The following is an 18,584-nucleotide window of genomic DNA, read 5'->3' as shown; positions in this document are numbered from 1 at the left end:
TTCTTTTGCCACCCTTGAGGCCGCAACGCCTTGCCTCGGGGCCCGCTTGCGCTACTGTGCGGGCGTCCTTGAGTGCAGGAGGTTCGGATGGCGGTCACCCCCCCGGTTTGCGATTTCGGCTGGAAGGCGCCCGCCTTCACCCTGCCCGGCACGGACGGCGGCGACTGGTCTCTCGACACGATCCGCGGGCCGAAGGGCACGCTCGTCATGTTCATCTGCAACCATTGCCCCTATGTGCAATCGGTGCTCGACCGGATCCTGCGCGACGGCGCGGCGCTGATCGAGGCCGGGATCGGCGTCGCCGCGATCTCGGCGAACGATGTCGCGGCCTATCCCGAGGACAGCTTCGGGAACATGGCGCGCCTGGCCCGCGAGCGCGCCTTCCCCTTCCCCTACCTCTTTGACGAAACGCAAGAGGTGGCAAAGGCTTACGGCGCGGCCTGCACACCGGACTTCTTCGGGTTCAACGCCGCGGATGAGCTTCAGTATCGCGGCCGGCTCGATGCCTCGGGCCGCACCGCCGGCCCCGTGGACGCCAGGCGCGAGCTTTACGAGGCGATGCTCCAGGTCGCCGCAACCGGGCACGGCCCGACCGAGCAGGTCGCCTCGATGGGCTGCTCGATCAAGTGGAAGGACGCCTGATGACCCTGCCCGCCCTGATCTTCGACCTCGACGGCACACTGATCGATTCCGTGCCCGATATCCACGCCGCCTCGAACGAGGTGCTGGCCGAGAACGGTTTCGCCCCGCTCACCCTGATGCAGGTGCGCGGCTTCATCGGCCGCGGCGTGCCGCATCTGGTGCACTGCCTGCTCGAGGCCTCGGGCGCGGGCGGCGACGAGCTGCTGCAGGCCCGGCTGACCACGGCCTTCATCGCCCGCTATGACGGCGCCGTCGGGCTGACCGCGCTGTTCCCGGGCGTGCGCGAGGCGCTGACCGCGTTCCGCGCCGCGGGTCATCCGCTGGCGATCTGCACCAACAAGCCGCTCGCCCCGACCTCGGCGGTGCTGCGCCATTTCGAGATCGAGCCGCTCTTCGCCACGATCATCGGCGGCGACAGCCTGCCCGCGCGCAAGCCAGACCCCGCGCCGCTCCTGAAGGCGCATCAGATGCTGGGCGGCGGCCGCGCGCTCTATGTCGGTGACAGCGAGGTCGATGCCGAGACCGCGCAGCGCGCGGGCCTGCCCTTCCTGCTGTTCACCGAGGGCTATCGCAAGGCCCCGGTCAGCGCCCTGCCCCATGCCATCGCCTTTTCCGACTTCGCCATGCTGCCCGGCATCGTTGCGCATTGGCCCTGGCAGGTTGACCCGGCGTCGCCCTGATACATTCAACGCTTGCGATATGTCTGGAACTGCCTATATCTGGCGAAATCAGGAGGATGCGATGAGCGACATGGCGACCCCAGTGGTGAGGGCCTTCTTCGACGAGGCCACGAACACCGCCACCTTCGTGGTGCGCGATCCCGGCGGCGACGCCTGCGCGGTGATCGATTCCGTGCTCGACTTCGATTACGCCTCGGGCCGCACCGACACCCGCTCGGCCGATGCGGTGATCGACTGGATCCGCGCCGAGGGGCTGCGCGTCGACTGGATCCTCGAAACCCATGTCCACGCCGATCACCTGTCGGCGGCGCCCTATATCCAGGAACGCCTTGGCGGCAAGATCGGCATCGGCGACCGCATCACCGTGGTGCAGAACACCTTCGGCAAGATCTTCAACGAAGGCACCGAGTTCCAGCGCGACGGCTCGCAATTCGACAAGCTCTTCGTCGAGGGCGACCGCTTCGCCATCGGCGCGCTCGAGGGCCATGTGCTGCACACCCCGGGCCACACGCCCGCCTGCCTGACTTATGTCATCGGCGATGCGGCCTTTGTCGGCGACACACTGTTCATGCCCGATTACGGCACGGCACGCTGCGACTTTCCGGGCGGATCGGCCGATGCGCTCTATGCCTCGATCCAGAAGATCCTGACCCTGCCCGACGCGACGCGGATCTTCGTCGCCCATGACTACAAGGCGCCGGGCCGCGACAGCTATGCCTGGGAAACGACGGTCGCCGAGGAGAAGGCGCGCAACGTCCACATCGGCGGCGGCACCTCGCGCGAGGATTTCGTCAAGATGCGCGAGGCGCGGGACGCCACCCTGTCGATGCCGCGCTTGATCATCCCGTCTTTGCAGGTAAACATGCGCGCCGGTCAGATGCCGCCCCCAGAGGATGACGGCAGGACCTATCTGAAGGTGCCGGTGAACGGGCTCTGACCCGGCCGGCACTCCGGTCGAGCAGGAGAGACAGATGGACGTTCGGCAGATCACACCGGAATTCGCGGTGGCGCCGCAGATCACCCTCGAGGATGTCGCCGAGGCGGCGCGGATGGGATTCCGCACGCTGATCGACAACCGCCCCGACGAGGAGGCCGGCGACGAGCTCGACAGCGCGGCGATGGCGGCGGCGGCGGCCGAGCATGGGCTCGCCTTCCACTACCTGCCCTATTACCCGGGCGCGATGACGCCCGATCTGGTCGCCGAGTTCGAGGCGGCGATGGAAGCGATCGAGACGCCGGTTCTGGCCTGGTGCCGCTCGGGCACGCGCTCGTCGCATCTGTGGGCGATGTCGCAGGCGGGCACGCGCCCCGTGGACGAGATCGTCACGCTTGCTGCCGAGGCCGGCTATGACCACACGGGGCTTGTGCCCCTGCTTCGGATGCACGCTGAAAGGCGCTAAAGAATGAGCCGCAAGCCCCCATGCTGAAAAGATATTTTCCGATCCTGACATGGGGGCGCGACTACGGCCGCGCGACGTTCGAGGCAGATCTGGTGGCGGCGCTGATCGTCACCATCATGCTGATCCCGCAGGCGCTGGCCTATGCGCTGCTGGCGGGTCTGCCGGCGCAGGTCGGGCTTTATGCCTCGATCGCGCCGCTTCTCGCCTATACGCTTCTCGGCACCTCGCGCACGCTTGCCGTGGGGCCCGTCGCCATCATCTCGCTGATGACCGCGACCGCCGTCGGCGGGCTTGCCGCCCGCGGCACCCCCGAATATCTGGGCGCAGCGGTGGAGCTTGCCTTCCTCTCCGGGCTGATCTTCGTCGCCATGGGGCTGTTGCGGCTTGGCTTCATCGCCGCCTTCCTCAGCCATCCGGTGATCTCGGGCTTCATCTCGGCCACCGGCATCCTGATCGCCGCGGGGCAGATCAAGCATTTCCTCGGCGTTGGGGTCGAGGGCAAGACGCTGCCGCCGATGCTTCTGGGCCTGGTCGAGAACCTTCCCGGGATCAAGCCGGTGACGGTGCTGGTCTCGGTGCTGGTGCTTGGCTTTTTGTATTGGGCACGCAAACACTTGAAGCCATTCCTTGAGGCGCGCGGCCTGCCCCCGCGGCTTGCCGGTGTGCTCGCGCGCGCGGCCCCGCTGGTCGCCGTCGCCGGCAGCACCGCGGCCACCTGGGCGCTTGACCTCGAGCGCCATGGCCTTGCCGTCGTCGGCCATGTGCCACAGGGCCTGCCCGGCCTCGCGCTGCCGCCGCTCGACCCCGGCCTCTGGCGCGAGCTTGCGCTGCCCGCACTGCTCATCACCATCATCGGCTATGTCGAGACGATCTCGGTCGCCCAGACCCTCGCCGCGAAACGGCGCCAGCGCATCGACCCGGATCAGGAGCTGATCGCGCAAGGCGGCATCAACCTCGCCTCGGCCTTCTCGGGCGGCATGCCGATCTCGGGCGGCTTTGCCCGCTCGGTGGTGAATTTCGACGCCGGCGCCGCCACCCCGGCGGCGGGTGCCTTCACCGCCCTCGGCATGGCGCTTGCCACGCTGCTGCTGACCCCGGCCCTCTATCACCTGCCGCAGGCGACGCTCGCCGCCACGATCTTCGTCGCGCTGGCCTCTCTGATCGACCTGCGCGCCCTTGGCCGGGTCTGGCGCTACAGCCGCAGCGACGGCATCGCGATGTTCGCAACGATCGTCGTCACCCTGATCGAGGGGGTCGAGACCGGCATCGCCACCGGCGTCGCCCTGTCGATCGGGTTGCATCTTTGGCGCTCGTCTCGGCCGCATTACGCGGTGATCGGCCAGGTTCCGGGGACCGAGCATTTCCGCAATGTCCGCCGCCACCGCGTCATTCTCGCGCCCGACGTGCTCTCGATCCGCATCGACGAAAGCCTGTGGTTCGCCAATGCCCGCTTCCTCGAGGACATGATCTATGATGCCGTCGCGGCCGACCCCGAGGTGCGCCACCTCGTTCTGAACTGCCCCGCGATCAACGCGATCGACGCCTCGGCCCTCGAGGCGCTCGAGGAGGTGAACGCACGGCTGAAGGATGCGGGCGTCTGCCTGCACCTGAGCGAGGTCAAGGGCCCGGTGATGGACCGGCTGCTGCGCTCGGGCCTGCTCGGTGCGCTTGGCGGTCAGGTTTTCCTGACCCAATTCGACGCGATGAGCACGCTTGCCCCGGCGCTCACCCGCGAGACGCTGGCACAGCCGCGCTGCGAAACAGCGCGCTGAGCCGCACCAAGACCGACTGTTTCGCCGGGCGCAACAAGGCTTGCGCCGCGGCCTTGCCTCATGCCAGTATCGCGGATGCGACAAGCGCTGCCTTCATGGCGTCGCGAGTCCCGCGAATTGGGAAACAGATGATCCATCATCTCGAAAAACTTCTTTCTCTTCAAGATATTGAGCAGATCTGGGAGCTTCATTGCGAGCTCATGTCAAGCTACGGTTTCGACCGGCTGATCTATGCCTTCACCCCGTTCCGGACCGGCGCCGGGCTGGGGCGGCTGGAAGACGCGCTGATCCTGTCGAACCACGACGAGCCCTACCTGAATGAATTCCTGCGCGGCGGGCTGTTCATGCATGCACCGATGGTGCGCTGGACCGCCGAGAATGTCGGCGCCTGTTCCTGGAGCTGGGTCGAGGAGCGCGTCCGCGCCGGCCTGCTCACCCCGCAGGAACAGCATGTGCTTGACGTCAACCACCGGCACGGGGTGCGCGCGGGCTATTCGATTTCCTTCATCGACGGTTCGAGCCGGGCGCGCGGCGGCATCGGCCTGTGTGCCGAGCGCGGGTTGCGGCAAAGCGATGTCGACGAGATCTGGGAGCGCCACGGCCGCGAGCTGATGGTGGTGAACTCGATCACCCATCTCCGGATCTCGACCATGCCCTTCATCACCGCGCATCGCGCGCTGACCCGGCGCCAGCGCGAGGTGCTGGAATGGGTGGCCGACGGCAAGACCACCGCCGACATCGCCACGCTGATGGGGCTGACCATCGCCACGGTGGAAAAGCACCTGCGGCTTGCCCGCGAGGCGCTCGATGTCGAGACCACCGCGCAGGCGGTGCTCAAGGCGTCGTTGCAGCGGCAGATCTTCTTTGACGGGGCCTATATCGACGGCGTCGCCCCGTCATCAGGGCGCAACGCTGACAATTTTTCCTTTAAGTAAGGAAATCCGGACTGGCGTGAATCTGCACATTCGGGTTTTCTGTCACTGTTCCGTGAGTGGTGGCTTCGGCCAGGAACAGGGGCAAGGGCCGGGTATACTGCCGGCGAAGGCTCCAACCGGTTTTCCGGTCGCGGCTCGGGCGGGTGCATTTTCACTTCGTCCGGGCCGTTTTATTTTGCCATCGACGCCCCGCCCAACCTGCGCATTCCGCGCTGCGCGAATTGCAATGCGCTGAAAAGGCGGGGATTTCACCCCTGAAATGGCAAACGCCGCCCCCAAAGGGACGGCGCTGCATCGCTTTCGCGAAAAGGTCGGATCAGGCGCCGGCCATGGTCTTGGCGACCTCGGCAGCGAAATCCTCTTCCTTCTTCTCGATGCCTTCGCCGACGGCGATGCGCTCGTAGGCGACGATCTCGACACCGGCTTCCTTGGCGGCCTGCGCCACGGTCAGGTCCGGGTTGATGACGAACTTCTGGTTGAGAAGGGTGTTCTCTTCCAGGAATTTCTTCATCCGGCCCGGGATGATGTTGTTGTGGATCACCTGCTCGGGCTTCGGCTTGGCCGAGGTCGCGTTCTCCTCGAGCGCCTTGGCGGTCTGCACTTCCAGCTCGCGCTGCAGCACGGCCGGATCGAGCGAGGCTTCGTCGAGCGAGGCCGGCGCGGTCGCGGCGATGTGCATCGCGATCTGCTTGCCGATGCCGTTGTCCGAGCCCTTCAGCGCCACGAGAACGCCGATCTTGCCCATGCCGGGAGCGGCGGCGTTGTGCACGTAGGAGACGACGACGTCACCCTCGACCGAGGCCATGCGGCGCAGGGTCATGTTCTCGCCGATCACGGCGATGGCGCCGTTGATCGCTTCCGAAACCGGCTTGCCGTTCACTTCGGCGACCTTCAGGCCCTCGATGTCGGCAGCGGTCAGCGCGGCGGTCGCGATGTCCGAGACGAGCTTCTGGAAGTCGGCGTTCTTGGCGACGAAGTCGGTTTCCGAGTTCAGCTCGACCGCAACGCCCTTGCCGCCGTCGACGGCGACGCCGACGAGGCCCTCGGCCGCAACGCGGTCAGCCTTCTTCGCGGCCTTCGCCAGGCCCTTGGTGCGCAGCCAGTCGATCGCGGCTTCCATGTCGCCGTCGGTCTCGGTCAGCGCCTTCTTCGCGTCCATCATGCCTGCGCCGGTGGTCTCGCGCAGTTCCTTCACCATCGCAGCGGTGATCGCCATCTCGGCCTCCTCGAAATCTTTTGGAATCTCGGCGCGGTTGAACCACGCCGTCATGTCAGCGGAATGACATGACGGGGCCAGGCGTCATCGCCGGCCCCGTCGGGTGAGGCCTCAGGCCTCGACTTCTTCCTCGACCGGCGCCTCTTCGAGAGCACCGAGGTCGACGCCGGCGGCGCCCATCTGCGCGGTCATGCCGTCGAGGGCAGCGCGCGAGACGAGGTCGCAGTAGAGCGAGATGGCGCGCGCGGCGTCATCGTTGCCCGGGATCACGTAATCCACGCCCTTCGGCGAGCAGTTGGTGTCGACCACGGCCACGACCGGGATGCCCAGCTTCTGCGCTTCGAGGATGGCGAGGTCTTCCTTCGACACGTCGATGACGAAGAGCAGATCCGGCAGGCCGCCCATTTCACGGATGCCGCCGAGCGAAGCCTGAAGCTTCGTCTGCTCGCGTTCCATGTGCAGGCGTTCCTTCTTGGTCAGCCCTTCGGCGCCCGAGGCGAGAACCTCGTCGATGTTCTTCAGGCGCTGGATCGACTGGGAGACGGTCTTCCAGTTGGTCAGCGTGCCACCGAGCCAGCGGTGGTTCATGTAGTACTGCGCGCATTTCTCGGCGGCTTCGGCGACGGCCTTCGAGGCCTGACGCTTGGTGCCGACGAAGAGCACACGGCCGCCCTTGGCGACGGTGTCACGCACCACCTGCAGCGCCGCGTCCAGCATCGGAACGGTCTGGGTCAGGTCGATGATGTGGATGCCATTGCGCTCGCCATAGATGAACTCGCCCATGCGGGGGTTCCAGCGTTGCGTCTGGTGGCCATAGTGAACGCCAGCTTCGAGCAGCTGACGCATCGAGAAATCGGGAAGCGCCATGTTCCATTTCCTTTCCGGTTTGCGCCTTGGCGGAGGATCAGGGATCTCTCCCAACCGGTGGACTGTCAGGGATGTCTCCCCCGAAAGCCCGCCTCCGCCTGTGAAGTGCGCGCCGTATAACCGCCCATCTCCCGGCTGGCAAGCGGCGGATGCCTCCGGCGGGAGTATTTTCGCCACGAAAACGCCCGTCCCCGCCTTTCCTGGCCGAAATACGCCTGGGGGAGCCCGCAGGACAGGGGGGCAGCACTCCCCTCTGCCTCTTGCGTCGCGCGCCCCGTCAGGGCACCAAGAGCCATGGACAAGACACCAGACATCCTCTGCATCGGCTCCGTATTGTGGGACATCATCGGCCGTGCGCCGGTCCACATGCGTGCGGGCGCCGATGTGCCCGGGCGGATCATCCGCCTGCCGGGGGGTGTCGCGATGAACATCGCGATGACCCTCACCCGCTTCGGCCTGCGCCCGGCGATCCTGACCGCGATCGGGCGCGACCCGCAGGGCACCGAACTGATCGGCACGGCCGAGCTGCACGGCATCGACTGCCGCTTTCTCTACCGCTCGGACGACCTGCCCACCGACCGCTACATGGCGATCGAGGGGGCGAACGGGCTGGTGGCCGCAGTGGCGGATGCCCATTCGCTTGAGGCGGCGGGGGACAAGATCCTGCGCCCGCTGGCGGACGGCCGGCTTGGCGGCGCGCACGCGCCCTGGGACGGGCCCGTCGCGCTGGACGGCAACCTGACCGAGGCGCTGCTGGCCGAGATCGCGCGCTCGCCGCTCTTCGCCCGGGCCGATCTGCGCGTTGCGCCGGCAAGCCCGGGCAAGGCCGCCCGCCTGACCCCGCTTCTCGCCCATCCGGGCGCGACGCTTTACGTGAATCTCGAGGAGGCCGGCATCCTGTGCGGGACCGACTTCCCCGATGCCACGGCCGCGGCCGAGGGGCTGCTTGCCCGCGGTGCCGCCCATGTCCTCGTGACCGACGGCGGCCGGGCCGCCGCCGATGGCACGCGCGGCGCCGCAGTGATCTGCCGCGCCCCGCCCACCGTTCTCGTCACCCGCGTCACCGGCGCGGGCGACACCTTCATGGCCGCCCACCTGGTGGCAGAACGCGCCGGGCTTGGCCGCGAGGAGGCGCTTGCCCGCGCCCTCGAGGCCGCCGCGCGCTATGTTTCGGGAGACATCGCCACATGACCGCCCCCCTCACCTTCGCCCCCGAGGTCCGCGCCGCGCTCGATGCCGGCCGGCCCGTCGTCGCGCTTGAATCGACGATCATCACCCATGGGATGCCCTTCCCGCAGAATGTCGAGACCGCGCGCCGGGTCGAGGCCGAGATCCGCGCCCATGGCGCCACGCCCGCGACGATCGCGGTGATGGGCGGGCATATCCATATCGGGCTCACGGATGCCGAGCTTGACCGGCTGGCGCAGGCGACCGGGGTGATGAAGGTCAGCCGCGCCGATCTGGCCGTCTGCCTTGCCGCGAACGCGACCGGCGCCACCACCGTCGCGGCAACGATGATCTGCGCGGCGCTGGCCGGGATTTCGGTCTTTGCCACCGGCGGCATCGGCGGCGTGCACCGCGGCGCCGAGACGAGCTTTGACATCTCGGCCGATCTGGCCGAACTCGGGCTGAGCCCGGTCATCGTGGTCGCCGCCGGCGCCAAGGCAATTCTGGATCTTCCGAAAACCCTGGAAGTTCTGGAAACGAACGGCGTGCCGGTGATCGCCTATGGCCAGGACGACTTCCCGGCGTTCTGGTCGCGCAGCTCGGGGCTGAAGGCGCCGCTGCGTGCCGACACCGCGGCCGAGATCGCCGCGGCACATCTGATGCGCGGCCGGCTCGGCCTTGCGGGCGGCGCGCTGGTCGCCAACCCGATCCCGCCCGAGGCCGAGATCGCGCGCGAGGTGATCGTGCCAGTGATCGAGGCCGCGCTGGCCGAGGCCGAGGCGCAGCATGTCGCCGCGAAGGCGGTCACGCCCTTCCTGCTGCAGCGCATCTTCGAGCTGACCGATGGCCGCTCGCTCGAGTCGAATATTGCCCTCGTTCTGAACAATGCGCGGCTTGCGAGTGCCATCGCACGGGAAATTGTGGCGCTCCGTTAGCGCCCCCATTGCGGCGGCTGCGGTGCGCGCCTAGGTATCGGCAAAACCCCCGAGGGACATCATGACCGAACCGACCGAACCGCATCCCGCCCGCAAGAAGGGTTTCCTGGCCGGGCTGCGCGCCTCCTTCCTGACCGGGCTCGTGGTGATCTCGCCGATCGGGCTGACGCTGTGGCTGATGTGGACGGTCGCGGGCTGGGTCGATGGCTGGGTGCTGCCCTTCGTGCCGCAGGAGTTCCAGCCCGAGCAATATATCGGGCTGAACGTCCGCGGCTTCGGCGTGATCTTCTTCCTCGTCTTCACCATCATCGTCGGCTGGCTGGCGAAGAACATCATCGGCCGCTCGGTTCTGCGCTTCGGCGAAAGCCTCGTCGACCGGATGCCGGTCGTGCGCTCGGTCTACAACGGCTTGAAGCAGATCGCGGAAACCGTGTTCAGCCAGGGCGAGACGAAATTCGACCGCGCCTGCCTGATCGACTATCCGCGCCCGGGGATCAAGGCGGTGGCCTTCGTCTCGTCGCGTTCGAAGGGCGAGATCGCCGCCCAGGGCAGCGAGGACGATCCGCTGATCTCGGTCTTCATGCCGACCACGCCGAACCCGACCTCGGGCTTCCTGATGTTCGTGCCGGAAAGCCAGGTCACCTATCTCGACATGACGATCGAGGATGCCGCGAAGCTGATCATCTCGGCCGGGCTCGTCTATCCGACGCAGCGCGACAAGGATCAGCCGAAGAGCCCGGCAAGGTCGACCGAGGCGCGCTGACCGATCGCGTCGGCGTGCTGGCCGAGGAAGCGGTCCGCCGCGTCCTGTCCCGCCGCCTTCAGCCGCTTCAGCGTGCCGGTGGTGGGCGTGACCTTGGTCGCTGCGCCAAGGCCCGTCATCGTCTTGTCGTCGGCCACCATGTGCACCAGCACATCCTTCATCGCCCCCTCGGCCAGCCGGCTTTCCGAGATCAGCCGGCGCACGAAGCTGATCGCGCGCAGCTCGCGCAGGAGCGAGGAGTTGAACGAGATCTCGTTGATCCGCTCGTCGATTTCCGTGGGCGTCTTCGGCACCCCCTCGCGGTAGAGCGGGTTGATGTTGACGATCACGATGTCTCGCGGCAGCTCGGGCTCGAACAGCGGAAAGAGCGGCGGATTGCCGGTGAAGCCGCCGTCCCAGAAGGCCTCGCCCTGCCCCGTCTGCGGGTCATAGAACTCGATCGCGCGGAACAGGTTGGGCAGACAGGCCGAGGCGAGGATCGCCTTCGCGGTGATCTCCTTGCCGGAGAACACCCGGATCTTGCCGGTGCGCACATTGGTGGCGGCGACGAAGAAGGCCGGGCCGGTCTCGGAACAGACATGCTCGTATTCGAAGCGCTCGACGATGTGTTCGAGCGGGTTGATGTAGAAGGGCCCGGAATCATAGGGCGAGATCATCCGCGTCAGCTGATCCATCCAGGAGGCGGGGGTGAAGGCCTCGATCCAGCGGTTGATCGCCTCGGGCTGCGGGAACAGCGCCGAGACCCAGCGGTCAAGGCGCAGGTCGTTCACCTCAGAGACCTGCGACCAGAGCCAGTCGAGGTTCTCGCGCGCATGGCGCCGGCCGGCCTTGCCCTCGGCCCGGCCAAGCCCCGCCTTCAGCGCCGCGCCGTTCAGCGCCCCGGCCGAGGTGCCCGAGATCGCCGCGATCTCGAGCCAGTCCTCGTCAAGGAGCCGGTCGAGCACCCCCCAGGTGAAGGCGCCATGCGCGCCGCCGCCCTGCAGTGCGAGGTTGATCCGCTTCGTTTCCATCGGTCGTCCTTTCGAGATGCGTCGCCGGGGGGCGCGGCCCCCCGGTCTGCTGCGCAGACTCCCCCCGAGGTATTTAGGGCAAGGTGACGGGCAGGCCCGTTTCACCTTGCGTCACGGAGCGCGATCAGAGGGCGGTCCAGCCGCCGTCGACCGAGATCGTGGTGCCGGTGATCTGGGCCGCGGCCTCCGAGCACAGGAAGACCGCGGTGCCGCCGAGCTGTTCGACGGTGGCGAACTGCTTCGAGGGCTGGCGCGTCAGCATGACCTCGCGGATCACCGTCTCGCGGTCCATGTTGTGCACCTTCATCTGGTCGGGGATCTGCGCCTCGACCAGCGGCGTCAGCACATAGCCCGGGCAGATCGCATTCGCGGTGATCGGCTCCTCGGCGGTCTCGAGCGCGGTGACCTTGGTGAAGCCGACGACGCCGTGCTTGGCCGCGACATAGGCCGACTTGAACGGCGAGGCGGTCAGCCCGTGCGCCGAGGCGATGTTGACGATCCGGCCCCAACCCGCCTTGCGCATCAATGGCAGCGCCGCGGCGGTGGTGTGGAAGGCCGAGGAGAGGTTGATCGCGATGATCCGGTCCCAGGTTGCGGCGGGGAAGGTGTCGATCGGCTCGACATGCTGGATGCCGGCGTTGTTCACCAGGATGTCGCAGGCCCCCGCCTGCTCGATCAGGGCACGGCACTCCTCGCCCTTCGACATGTCGGCCTTGATGTAGCGCCCGGTCACGCCGAACTCGCGGCCGATCTCGGCGGCAAGCGCGTGGTCCTCGTCGCGGTCGGTGAAGGAGTTCAGCACCACATCGGCGCCCGCCCGCGCCAGTTCGCGCGCCACACCAAGGCCGATACCGGAATTCGAGCCGGTGATGATGGCCGTCTTGCCCTTGAGACTCATGTTCAACTCCTGAAAACCGAAAGAGATGCCCGAAAGATTAGCGGAGCGCGAACGAAGGTCCACGTCCGAAGCGCACAATGCCGTGAGCCGGATCGCGCCATCAATGCCTTGATGCAAAAGAAAAAGACGCCCGCGCAAGGCGGGCGTCAAGTCATGAGGCAGGTTTCATACAGGCAAGAAACCTATCGAGCAGTGAGATCTTTATAAGCCTGATGCCGCTGCAATCCAAGGGAAAAGTTTGCGCCCCCGTCTCAGCATCGTTAGCTTGCCGCCTGAAAATACAGGCAAACCGGGGATTGTTGCGATGATGCGATCTGTCTTTTTCAGCCGTCTCGGAGCGGTCGCGCTGGCCTTTCTCCCTGTATTTGCAGGGCCGGTCGCGGCCGAGCCCGCGCCCGCGATCGCGATGTATGGCGCGCCTGCCCTGCCCGCGGGTTTCACCCACCTGCCCTATGCGAACCCCGACGCGCCGAAGGGCGGCCGCATCCGTTTCGGCGAATCCGGCAGCTTCGATTCGCTCAATCCCTGGATCCTGAAGGGCCGCCCGGCGCAAGGCATCGCCACCTTCGTGACCGAATCGCTGATGGATCGTTCGATCGACGAGCCCTTCACCCTCTATGGCCTGCTCGCCGAAAGTGTCGAGACCGACGCGGCGCGCAGCTGGGTCGCCTTCACCCTGCGCCCCGAGGCGCGGTTCTCGGACGGCAAGCCGGTGACGGTCGAGGATGTGATCTGGTCCTATCAGACCCTCGGCACCGAGGGCCATCCGCGCTATCAGAACGCCTGGCGCAAGGTGAAGTCGATCGAGCAGACCGGCCCGCGCAGCCTGCGCATCACCTTCACCGAGCCCGACCGCGAGCTCGCGCTGCTGATGGGGATGCGGCCGGTGCTGGAAAAGGCGCAATGGGAGGGCAAGGACTTCGCCCAGGCGACGCAGGTCGCGCCGGTGGGCTCGGGCCCCTATGTCATCGACCGGGTCGAGACCGGGCGCTTCATCACGCTTCGCCGCAACCCCGACTGGTGGGCGAAGGACCTGCCCCTGAACCGCGGCCGCTTCAATCTCGACGAGATGCGGTGGGACTACTTCGGCGATGGCGGCGTGGTCTTCGAGGCCTTCAAGGGCGGCGAGACCGACACCTTCCGCGAGACGAACGCGGCGAAATGGGCGCGCGACTATGATTTCCCGGCGGTGCGCGAGGGGCGTGTGGTGCTCTCCGAGATCCCGCACCGGAGGCCCTCGGGGATTTCCGGCCTGGTGATGAACACCCGCCTGCCGGTCTTTGCCGACTGGCGCGTGCGCGAGGCGATGATCGACGTCTTCAACTTCGAATTCATCAACGCCACGCTGAACGGCGGGGCCGAGCCGCGCATCACCTCGTATTTCGCGAACTCCGATCTGGCGATGCGCCCGGGCCCGGCCGAGGGCGAGGTGGCGGCGCTGCTCGCCCCCTTTGCCGCAAGCCTGCCGCCGGGCACGCTCGAGGGCTATGCCCTGCCGGTGTCGGACGGCAGCGAACTCAACCGCAAGAACAGCCGCAAGGCGATGAAGCTGCTCGAGGAGGCGGGCTGGGCCGTGGGCGCGGACGGCGTGCTGAAAGACGCCGCGGGCACGCCCTTCAGCTTCGAGATCGTGCTGCAGCAGGGCGCGGCCGAGACCCAGTCGATCGTCGACATCTATGTCGAGGCGCTGCGCCGGATCGGCATCTTCCCGAAGGTGACGACGGTCGATGACGCGCAATATCAGGCGCGCACCAACACCTATGACTTCGGCATGGCCTGGTACACCCGCGCGCTCTCGCTCAGCCCGGGCAACGAGCAGATGCTCTACTGGGGATCGCGCGGGGTGAGCGAGCCCGGCTCGCGCAACTGGATGGGGATGACCTCCCCCGCCGCCGAGGCGATGGTCCGCGCCATGCTCGAGGCCCGCACGCCCGAGGAGTTCACCGCCGCGGTGCGCGCCCTCGACCGGGTGCTGACCGCGGGGCGCTATGTCATTCCCGGCTGGTATGCGCCGATCTCGCGCATCGCCCATGACCGCAATCTTCACTTCCCCGAAAGACTTCCGCTATACGGGGACTGGCCGGGCTTTCAGCCCGAAGTCTGGTGGTATGAGGCAGAGCAATGAAGAAGCTGATCCTTCTGGCCGCGCTTGCGGTCGCCCTGACCGGGTGCAACACGGTCGCCGGCGTCGGCGAGGACGTCTCGGACGGGGCCCGGACGGTGCAGAGCTGGTTCTGATCCGGCCCCCGTCCACGACAATCGAAACAGGAGAAAGGCCTTTCCTCCTGCCCCGTTGAAGCGCAAAGTCGAGACGGGCGCGGGAGGTTGCGCCAGGAAGGAGAACAGGATGAAGTGGCACCATGTTCAGGACAACTGGAACGCCTTCTACGAGGCGATCCAGAACCGCTGGTCCGATGCCGAGGAAGACCGGCTCGACGAGATCGACGGGGACCAGCGCGCCTTCATCGCCTATATCGCCGAGCTGACCGGGCAGGACCCGGCCGAGGCACGCGACGAGATCCGCGACTGGCTGACGGGCGAGCTGCCCTCGGATGTCGTCATGGACCCGCTGCACGACAACCACTCGATCCTGCTGTCGGAGAAGTTCGTGCCCGAGGGCGAGGACGAGTACGACGACGATTCGCGCTTTGGCGACAACGAGTAAGACGAAGGCAGGGGGCGCTGCCCCCTCTTTTGCCTGACGGCAAAATTCACCCCCGGGATATTTGTGGCAATTGGAAGCGGGGCATTGGCGCAGTGCCTGCCGCCGTGGCGTTGCCGGAACGGGGCGCGGGCGCGCCCCCGTCTCAGACCTGATCGTCGGTGCGCCCCATCAGCGCCCAGGCAAGGCCCGAGCAGATCAGCGTGGCGATCACCACCGGCCGCGCCGTGCCATCGAACAGCAGCCCGACCGGGGCCGCGATCGACACCGCCCCCACCGTCGAGAGCGCCGTGACGACCGAGGCGGTCATGCCGGCCAGATGCCCCATCTTCTGCATCGCCAGCGCATTGAGGTTGCCGAAGGTGAGGCCGGCGATGAAGAACACCGACACGTTCCAGGCAAAGACCGCGAGCAGCCCGCCCGCCGGGGTCACAAGGCCCGCCAGCAGCGCCGCCAGCATCAGCGCCGAGAGGCAGACCTGCATCAGATAGGCGCCGCGCACGATCCGCCGCATGCCGAGCCGCATCACGAAGCGCGCGTTGAAGACCGAACCGGTGCCGGCAAGGATCGCCACCGCGCCGAACCACAGCGGGAAGGTCTCGTGCACGCCATAGGCGGCGTAGAGCTGCTGCGAGGAGGACAGCACCGAGAACATCTGCCCGAAGCCGAGCGCGAGGATCGCCGTGTAAAGCCGCACGTCGCGATCCGACAGCACCTCGCGCGCGCCCGAGAGCAGCGCGCCCGGCACGAAGGGGCGGCGACGCTCGGGCGGCAGGGTCTCGGGCTGGCGCAGGTTCACCCAGAGCACACCGAGCACGCCGAACACCAGGAAGGCGCCGAAGATGCCGCGCCAGCCGAAGACCGCGGCGATCGCCCCGCCGATCGTCGGCGCCAGCGCCGGCACCAGGATGAAGAGCATCATGATGAAGGAGGTGATCTTCGCCATCTCGCGCCCGGCGTAAAGATCGCGCACCAGCGCCATCGGCACGATCCGCGGCCCCGAGGCACCGATCCCCTGCACGAAACGCGCGATCAGCAGCATCTCGAGGCTCTGCGACCAGGCGGCGGCCAGCGCGCCAAGCACATAGATCACGATGCCGCCGGTGATCGTGCGCTTGCGCCCGATCGCGTCCGAGATCGGCCCGACGAAGAAGGTGCCAAGCCCCATGCCGAGCACGAAGACGGTCAGCACCAGCTGGGCGCGGTTCACGTCCCCGGGCGAGAGCGTCGCGGCGATCTCGGGCAGCGCGGGCAGCATCGCATCGATCGAGAAGGCGACGGTGGCGGTGAGCGAGGCGAGCATCGCCACGAATTCGGGCAGCGACAGGGTGCGCACCGGTGCGGGAACAGAGGACTGGGTCACGGGAGGGGCCTTTCAGGTTCGCGCCGAACCATAGCCCCCCTGCGCGGGAATGCCAGCCCCGCGCCGCGCGGGACCGCGCAGGGGGCTGTGCGTCAGTGCTCAGCTTCGGGATCGGCTTCCGGGGCGGCCGCAAGCTCGTCGATCACCGCAAGCCAGGTCTCGACCGGCTGCGCGCCCTCGACCATGTGCTGGTTGCCGATGATGAAGCTCGGCACGGCGCGGATGCCGCGCTCGCGCGCATGGGCCTCGCGGGCCAGAACCTCGTCACGGTCGGCATCGCTGGCGAGCAGCCGTTCGACCAGCGCCCGGTCCATCCCCGCGGCGGCTGCGATCCCGGCCAGCACCCCGGGCGCACCAATGTCGCGCCCCTCGCGCCAGAAGGCGCGCATCAGCGCCGACATCACCGGGGTCTGCCGCCCCTCGATCCCCGCCCAGTGCAGCAGCCGGTGCGCATCAAGCGTCGCCGGCACCCGTGCGATCGCGGCGAGGTCCAGCGTGACCCCGGCCCGCCGCGCGGCCTCGAGCACCGGAATGTCGATGCTGTCGGCCTCGGCCCCGAATTTCGCGCGCATGTAATCGCCGCGCGCCATGCCGCCCGCCGGCATCGTCGGGTCGAGCCGGAACGGATGCCAGGCCAGCACGAAGGGATGGCCCGGCCGCGCCTCGAGCGCGCGGTCGAGATTGGCCTTGCCGATCAGGCACCAGGGGCAGACGGGGTCGGCGAAGATGTCGAGCGGGATCATGCGTCGGGCTCCTTGGGCCAGGCATCGCGCAGGGCGCGGCGGTCGATCTTGCCGTTGCGGTTGCGCGGCAGCTCGGCAACGGCGCGGAACAGGCGGGGCTGCTTGTAGCGGGCAAGCGTGGCGCCGGCATGGGCGGCCAGCGCCTCGGGCGTCGCGGCGCCGGTATGGGCAAGGGCGATGACGCTCGCCTCGGCGCTGACCCGGATCTCTACGGCCGCAACCTCGCCCGCCTCGGGGCAGGTCGCCATCGCCGCCTCGACCTCGAGCGGGCTGACACGGAAGCCGCCGGCGTTCATCATGTCGTCGGCGCGGCCCTCGTAGCGGATCGCGCCGGCCTCGGTCATCGTCACCGTGTCGCCGGTGAGGAACCACTCCCCATCGGCGCTGAAGCGCGCGGCGGTCTCCTCGGGCGCGCCCATGTAGCCCAGGAACAGCCCGGGATCGGTGCGGTGCACGGCGAGCGTGCCGGGGGTGCCGCGCGGCACCGGCGCGCCCTCGGGGCCAAGCACGGCGAGGGTGCGCCCCTCCTGCGGCCAGCCCGCACAGCCCTCGGGCGCCGGATGCCCCGGCGCGCCCGAGACGAAGGTCGAGCATTCCGACATGCCGAGTGCCTCGTAGATCTCGGTGCCGGTCGCCTCGCGCCAATGCTGCCGGGTGAGCGCGGGCAGTGCCTCGCCGGCGCTGAGCCCGTGTCGCAACCGCGGCAGGTCGATCGTCGCGTGATGTTTCAACATCTGCCGGTAGACCCCGGGCGCGGCGGCAAAGATCGTCGCGTCGAAGCGGCGCAGCAACAACGGCAGCGCCTGCACCGGCACGCCAGGCGCCGGGATCAGCGCGGTGGCGCCGACCGACCAGGGGTCCATCAGCCCGGTGCCGAGCGTGTAGGTCCAGTTGAAGGCGCCGGCGTGCAGGATCCGGTCCGCGGGCGTCAACCCGTACCAGCCCGCGTGCATCATCCGCCGTGCCCAGATCGCGCGATGCGCGTGCATCACCGCCCGCGGCTGCCCCGAGGTGCCCGAGGTGAAGACGACATAGGCCAGCCGGTCGGGAGCGCCCATCTCCCAGGCACAGGGGACGAGCGCCTCGAAGCTGCGCAGCGCCGCCTCGCCGATCACCCGCGCGGGGCTCTCGGGCAACGCGATGCCCTCGCCCGCGACGATCGCCGCCGGGGCGACCTGCGCCGCCATCCTGGTGATCTCGCCCGCCGTCAGCTGCGGCGAGGTCGGCACCGGCACCAGCCCGACCGCGATCGCGCCCAGATAGGCCACCGGGAATTCAGGTGTATTGCCAAGCCGCAACAGCACCCGATCGCCCGGCACCAGCCCGGCGTTCAGGAACCCCGTACCCGCGCCGCGCACCGCCGCCTCGAGCCGGCCCCAGGACCAGCGCTCGGCGCCCGTCGGGCTGAGGATCTGCAGCGCCGAGCGATCGGCGCGCTCGGCCGCGGGCGCCAGCACATGGGCCGCCATGTTGAAGGACGCGGGCGCGGGGTCTGCAAAGGAGGAAGCATGGACAGAGAGCATGGCTTCCT

General features: G+C 68.0%; 19 protein-coding genes. 12 read left to right on the top strand and 7 right to left on the bottom strand.

Going from position 1 to position 18,584, the window contains the following annotated elements; translation table 11 throughout:
* Nucleotides 1-87 precede the first annotated feature (87 nt).
* From AC0QTQ_RS09370 to AC0QTQ_RS09345, 6 genes are all read left to right on the top strand, one after another.
* Entirely contained in the window at nt 88-642 is a 555-nt protein-coding gene (locus tag AC0QTQ_RS09370) for a thioredoxin family protein (RefSeq protein WP_480256352.1), read from the top strand.
* Entirely contained in the window at nt 642-1,322 is a 681-nt protein-coding gene (gene gph, locus AC0QTQ_RS09365) for a phosphoglycolate phosphatase (protein ID WP_480256351.1), read from the top strand. The genes AC0QTQ_RS09370 and gph overlap by 1 nt, the downstream gene beginning before the upstream one ends.
* A gap of 70 nt (nt 1,323-1,392) precedes the next feature.
* Nucleotides 1,393-2,259 carry an MBL fold metallo-hydrolase gene (locus AC0QTQ_RS09360; protein ID WP_121532531.1) on the top strand — a complete coding sequence of 289 codons (867 nt, stop codon included), beginning with the start codon at nt 1,393-1,395 and terminating at the stop codon, nt 2,257-2,259.
* 34 nt (nt 2,260-2,293) lie between these two features.
* Nucleotides 2,294-2,722 (top strand): TIGR01244 family sulfur transferase, encoded by a 429-nt coding sequence (locus tag AC0QTQ_RS09355; RefSeq protein ID WP_480256350.1) that lies wholly within the window; start codon nt 2,294-2,296, stop codon nt 2,720-2,722.
* A gap of 20 nt (nt 2,723-2,742) precedes the next feature.
* Entirely contained in the window at nt 2,743-4,494 is a 1,752-nt protein-coding gene (locus AC0QTQ_RS09350) for a SulP family inorganic anion transporter (RefSeq protein WP_480256349.1), read from the top strand.
* A 200-nt stretch (nt 4,495-4,694) separates the two neighbouring features.
* Entirely contained in the window at nt 4,695-5,429 is a 735-nt protein-coding gene (locus AC0QTQ_RS09345; RefSeq protein WP_480256348.1) for a helix-turn-helix transcriptional regulator, read from the top strand.
* 316 nt (nt 5,430-5,745) lie between these two features.
* On the opposite strand, the gene tsf is transcribed toward AC0QTQ_RS09345, so the two are convergent.
* Both tsf and rpsB read right to left on the bottom strand, forming a co-directional pair.
* Nucleotides 5,746-6,645, bottom strand: a complete 900-nt coding sequence (gene tsf, locus AC0QTQ_RS09340) for a translation elongation factor Ts (protein WP_480256347.1) — start codon at nt 6,643-6,645, stop codon at nt 5,746-5,748.
* 111 nt (nt 6,646-6,756) lie between these two features.
* Nucleotides 6,757-7,512 carry a 30S ribosomal protein S2 gene (rpsB, locus tag AC0QTQ_RS09335; RefSeq protein ID WP_121532227.1) on the bottom strand — a complete coding sequence of 252 codons (756 nt, stop codon included), beginning with the start codon at nt 7,510-7,512 and terminating at the stop codon, nt 6,757-6,759.
* 294 nt (nt 7,513-7,806) lie between these two features.
* On the opposite strand from rpsB, the gene AC0QTQ_RS09330 reads away from it, so the two are divergent.
* From AC0QTQ_RS09330 to AC0QTQ_RS09320, 3 genes are all read left to right on the top strand, one after another.
* Nucleotides 7,807-8,703, top strand: a complete 897-nt coding sequence (locus tag AC0QTQ_RS09330) for a PfkB family carbohydrate kinase (RefSeq protein WP_480256346.1) — start codon at nt 7,807-7,809, stop codon at nt 8,701-8,703.
* A complete protein-coding gene (locus tag AC0QTQ_RS09325) occupies nt 8,700-9,614 on the top strand; it encodes a pseudouridine-5'-phosphate glycosidase (RefSeq protein ID WP_121532223.1) in 915 nt (304 codons plus the stop codon). The genes AC0QTQ_RS09330 and AC0QTQ_RS09325 overlap by 4 nt, the downstream gene beginning before the upstream one ends.
* 61 nt (nt 9,615-9,675) lie before the next feature.
* Nucleotides 9,676-10,377 carry a DUF502 domain-containing protein gene (locus AC0QTQ_RS09320; RefSeq protein WP_480256345.1) on the top strand — a complete coding sequence of 234 codons (702 nt, stop codon included), beginning with the start codon at nt 9,676-9,678 and terminating at the stop codon, nt 10,375-10,377.
* Here AC0QTQ_RS09320 and AC0QTQ_RS09315 read toward each other — a convergent pair.
* Nucleotides 10,338-11,387 (bottom strand): patatin-like phospholipase family protein, encoded by a 1,050-nt coding sequence (locus AC0QTQ_RS09315; RefSeq protein ID WP_480256344.1) that lies wholly within the window; start codon nt 11,385-11,387, stop codon nt 10,338-10,340. The genes AC0QTQ_RS09320 and AC0QTQ_RS09315 overlap by 40 nt on opposite strands.
* Before the next feature lie 124 nt (nt 11,388-11,511).
* Nucleotides 11,512-12,285: a 3-hydroxybutyrate dehydrogenase gene (locus AC0QTQ_RS09310; RefSeq protein ID WP_480256343.1), complete on the bottom strand. Its 774-nt coding sequence runs from the start codon at nt 12,283-12,285 to the stop codon at nt 11,512-11,514.
* Between the two features lie 307 nt (nt 12,286-12,592).
* Between AC0QTQ_RS09310 and AC0QTQ_RS09305 the strand changes: the two genes are divergently transcribed.
* The 3 genes from AC0QTQ_RS09305 to AC0QTQ_RS09295 all read left to right on the top strand — a co-directional run bounded on the left by AC0QTQ_RS09305 (nt 12,593) and on the right by AC0QTQ_RS09295 (nt 14,950).
* Nucleotides 12,593-14,410 (top strand): extracellular solute-binding protein, encoded by a 1,818-nt coding sequence (locus AC0QTQ_RS09305; protein ID WP_480259214.1) that lies wholly within the window; start codon nt 12,593-12,595, stop codon nt 14,408-14,410.
* Complete coding sequence (locus AC0QTQ_RS09300) at nt 14,407-14,523, top strand: lipoprotein (protein ID WP_480256342.1); 117 nt, start codon at nt 14,407-14,409, stop codon at nt 14,521-14,523. Before AC0QTQ_RS09305 ends, AC0QTQ_RS09300 begins: the two co-directional genes overlap by 4 nt.
* A gap of 109 nt (nt 14,524-14,632) precedes the next feature.
* Nucleotides 14,633-14,950, top strand: a complete 318-nt coding sequence (locus tag AC0QTQ_RS09295) for a hypothetical protein (protein ID WP_480256341.1) — start codon at nt 14,633-14,635, stop codon at nt 14,948-14,950.
* Nucleotides 14,951-15,092: 142 nt separating this feature from the next.
* On the opposite strand, the gene AC0QTQ_RS09290 is transcribed toward AC0QTQ_RS09295, so the two are convergent.
* From AC0QTQ_RS09290 to AC0QTQ_RS09280, 3 genes are all read right to left on the bottom strand, one after another.
* Complete coding sequence (locus AC0QTQ_RS09290) at nt 15,093-16,250, bottom strand: multidrug effflux MFS transporter (RefSeq protein ID WP_480259213.1); 1,158 nt, start codon at nt 16,248-16,250, stop codon at nt 15,093-15,095.
* Nucleotides 16,251-16,402: 152 nt separating this feature from the next.
* Nucleotides 16,403-17,053, bottom strand: a complete 651-nt coding sequence (locus AC0QTQ_RS09285; RefSeq protein WP_480256340.1) for a DsbA family oxidoreductase — start codon at nt 17,051-17,053, stop codon at nt 16,403-16,405.
* Nucleotides 17,050-18,576, bottom strand: a complete 1,527-nt coding sequence (locus AC0QTQ_RS09280; protein WP_480256339.1) for a class I adenylate-forming enzyme family protein — start codon at nt 18,574-18,576, stop codon at nt 17,050-17,052. Before AC0QTQ_RS09280 ends, AC0QTQ_RS09285 begins: the two co-directional genes overlap by 4 nt.
* Between the last annotated feature and the right edge of the window lie 8 nt (nt 18,577-18,584).

It is taken from the genome of Paenirhodobacter sp. YD-8 (genome assembly GCF_056590935.1).
Note: the sequence above shows the minus strand (reverse complement) of the source record. Positions and strands in the feature narration are given on the sequence as shown.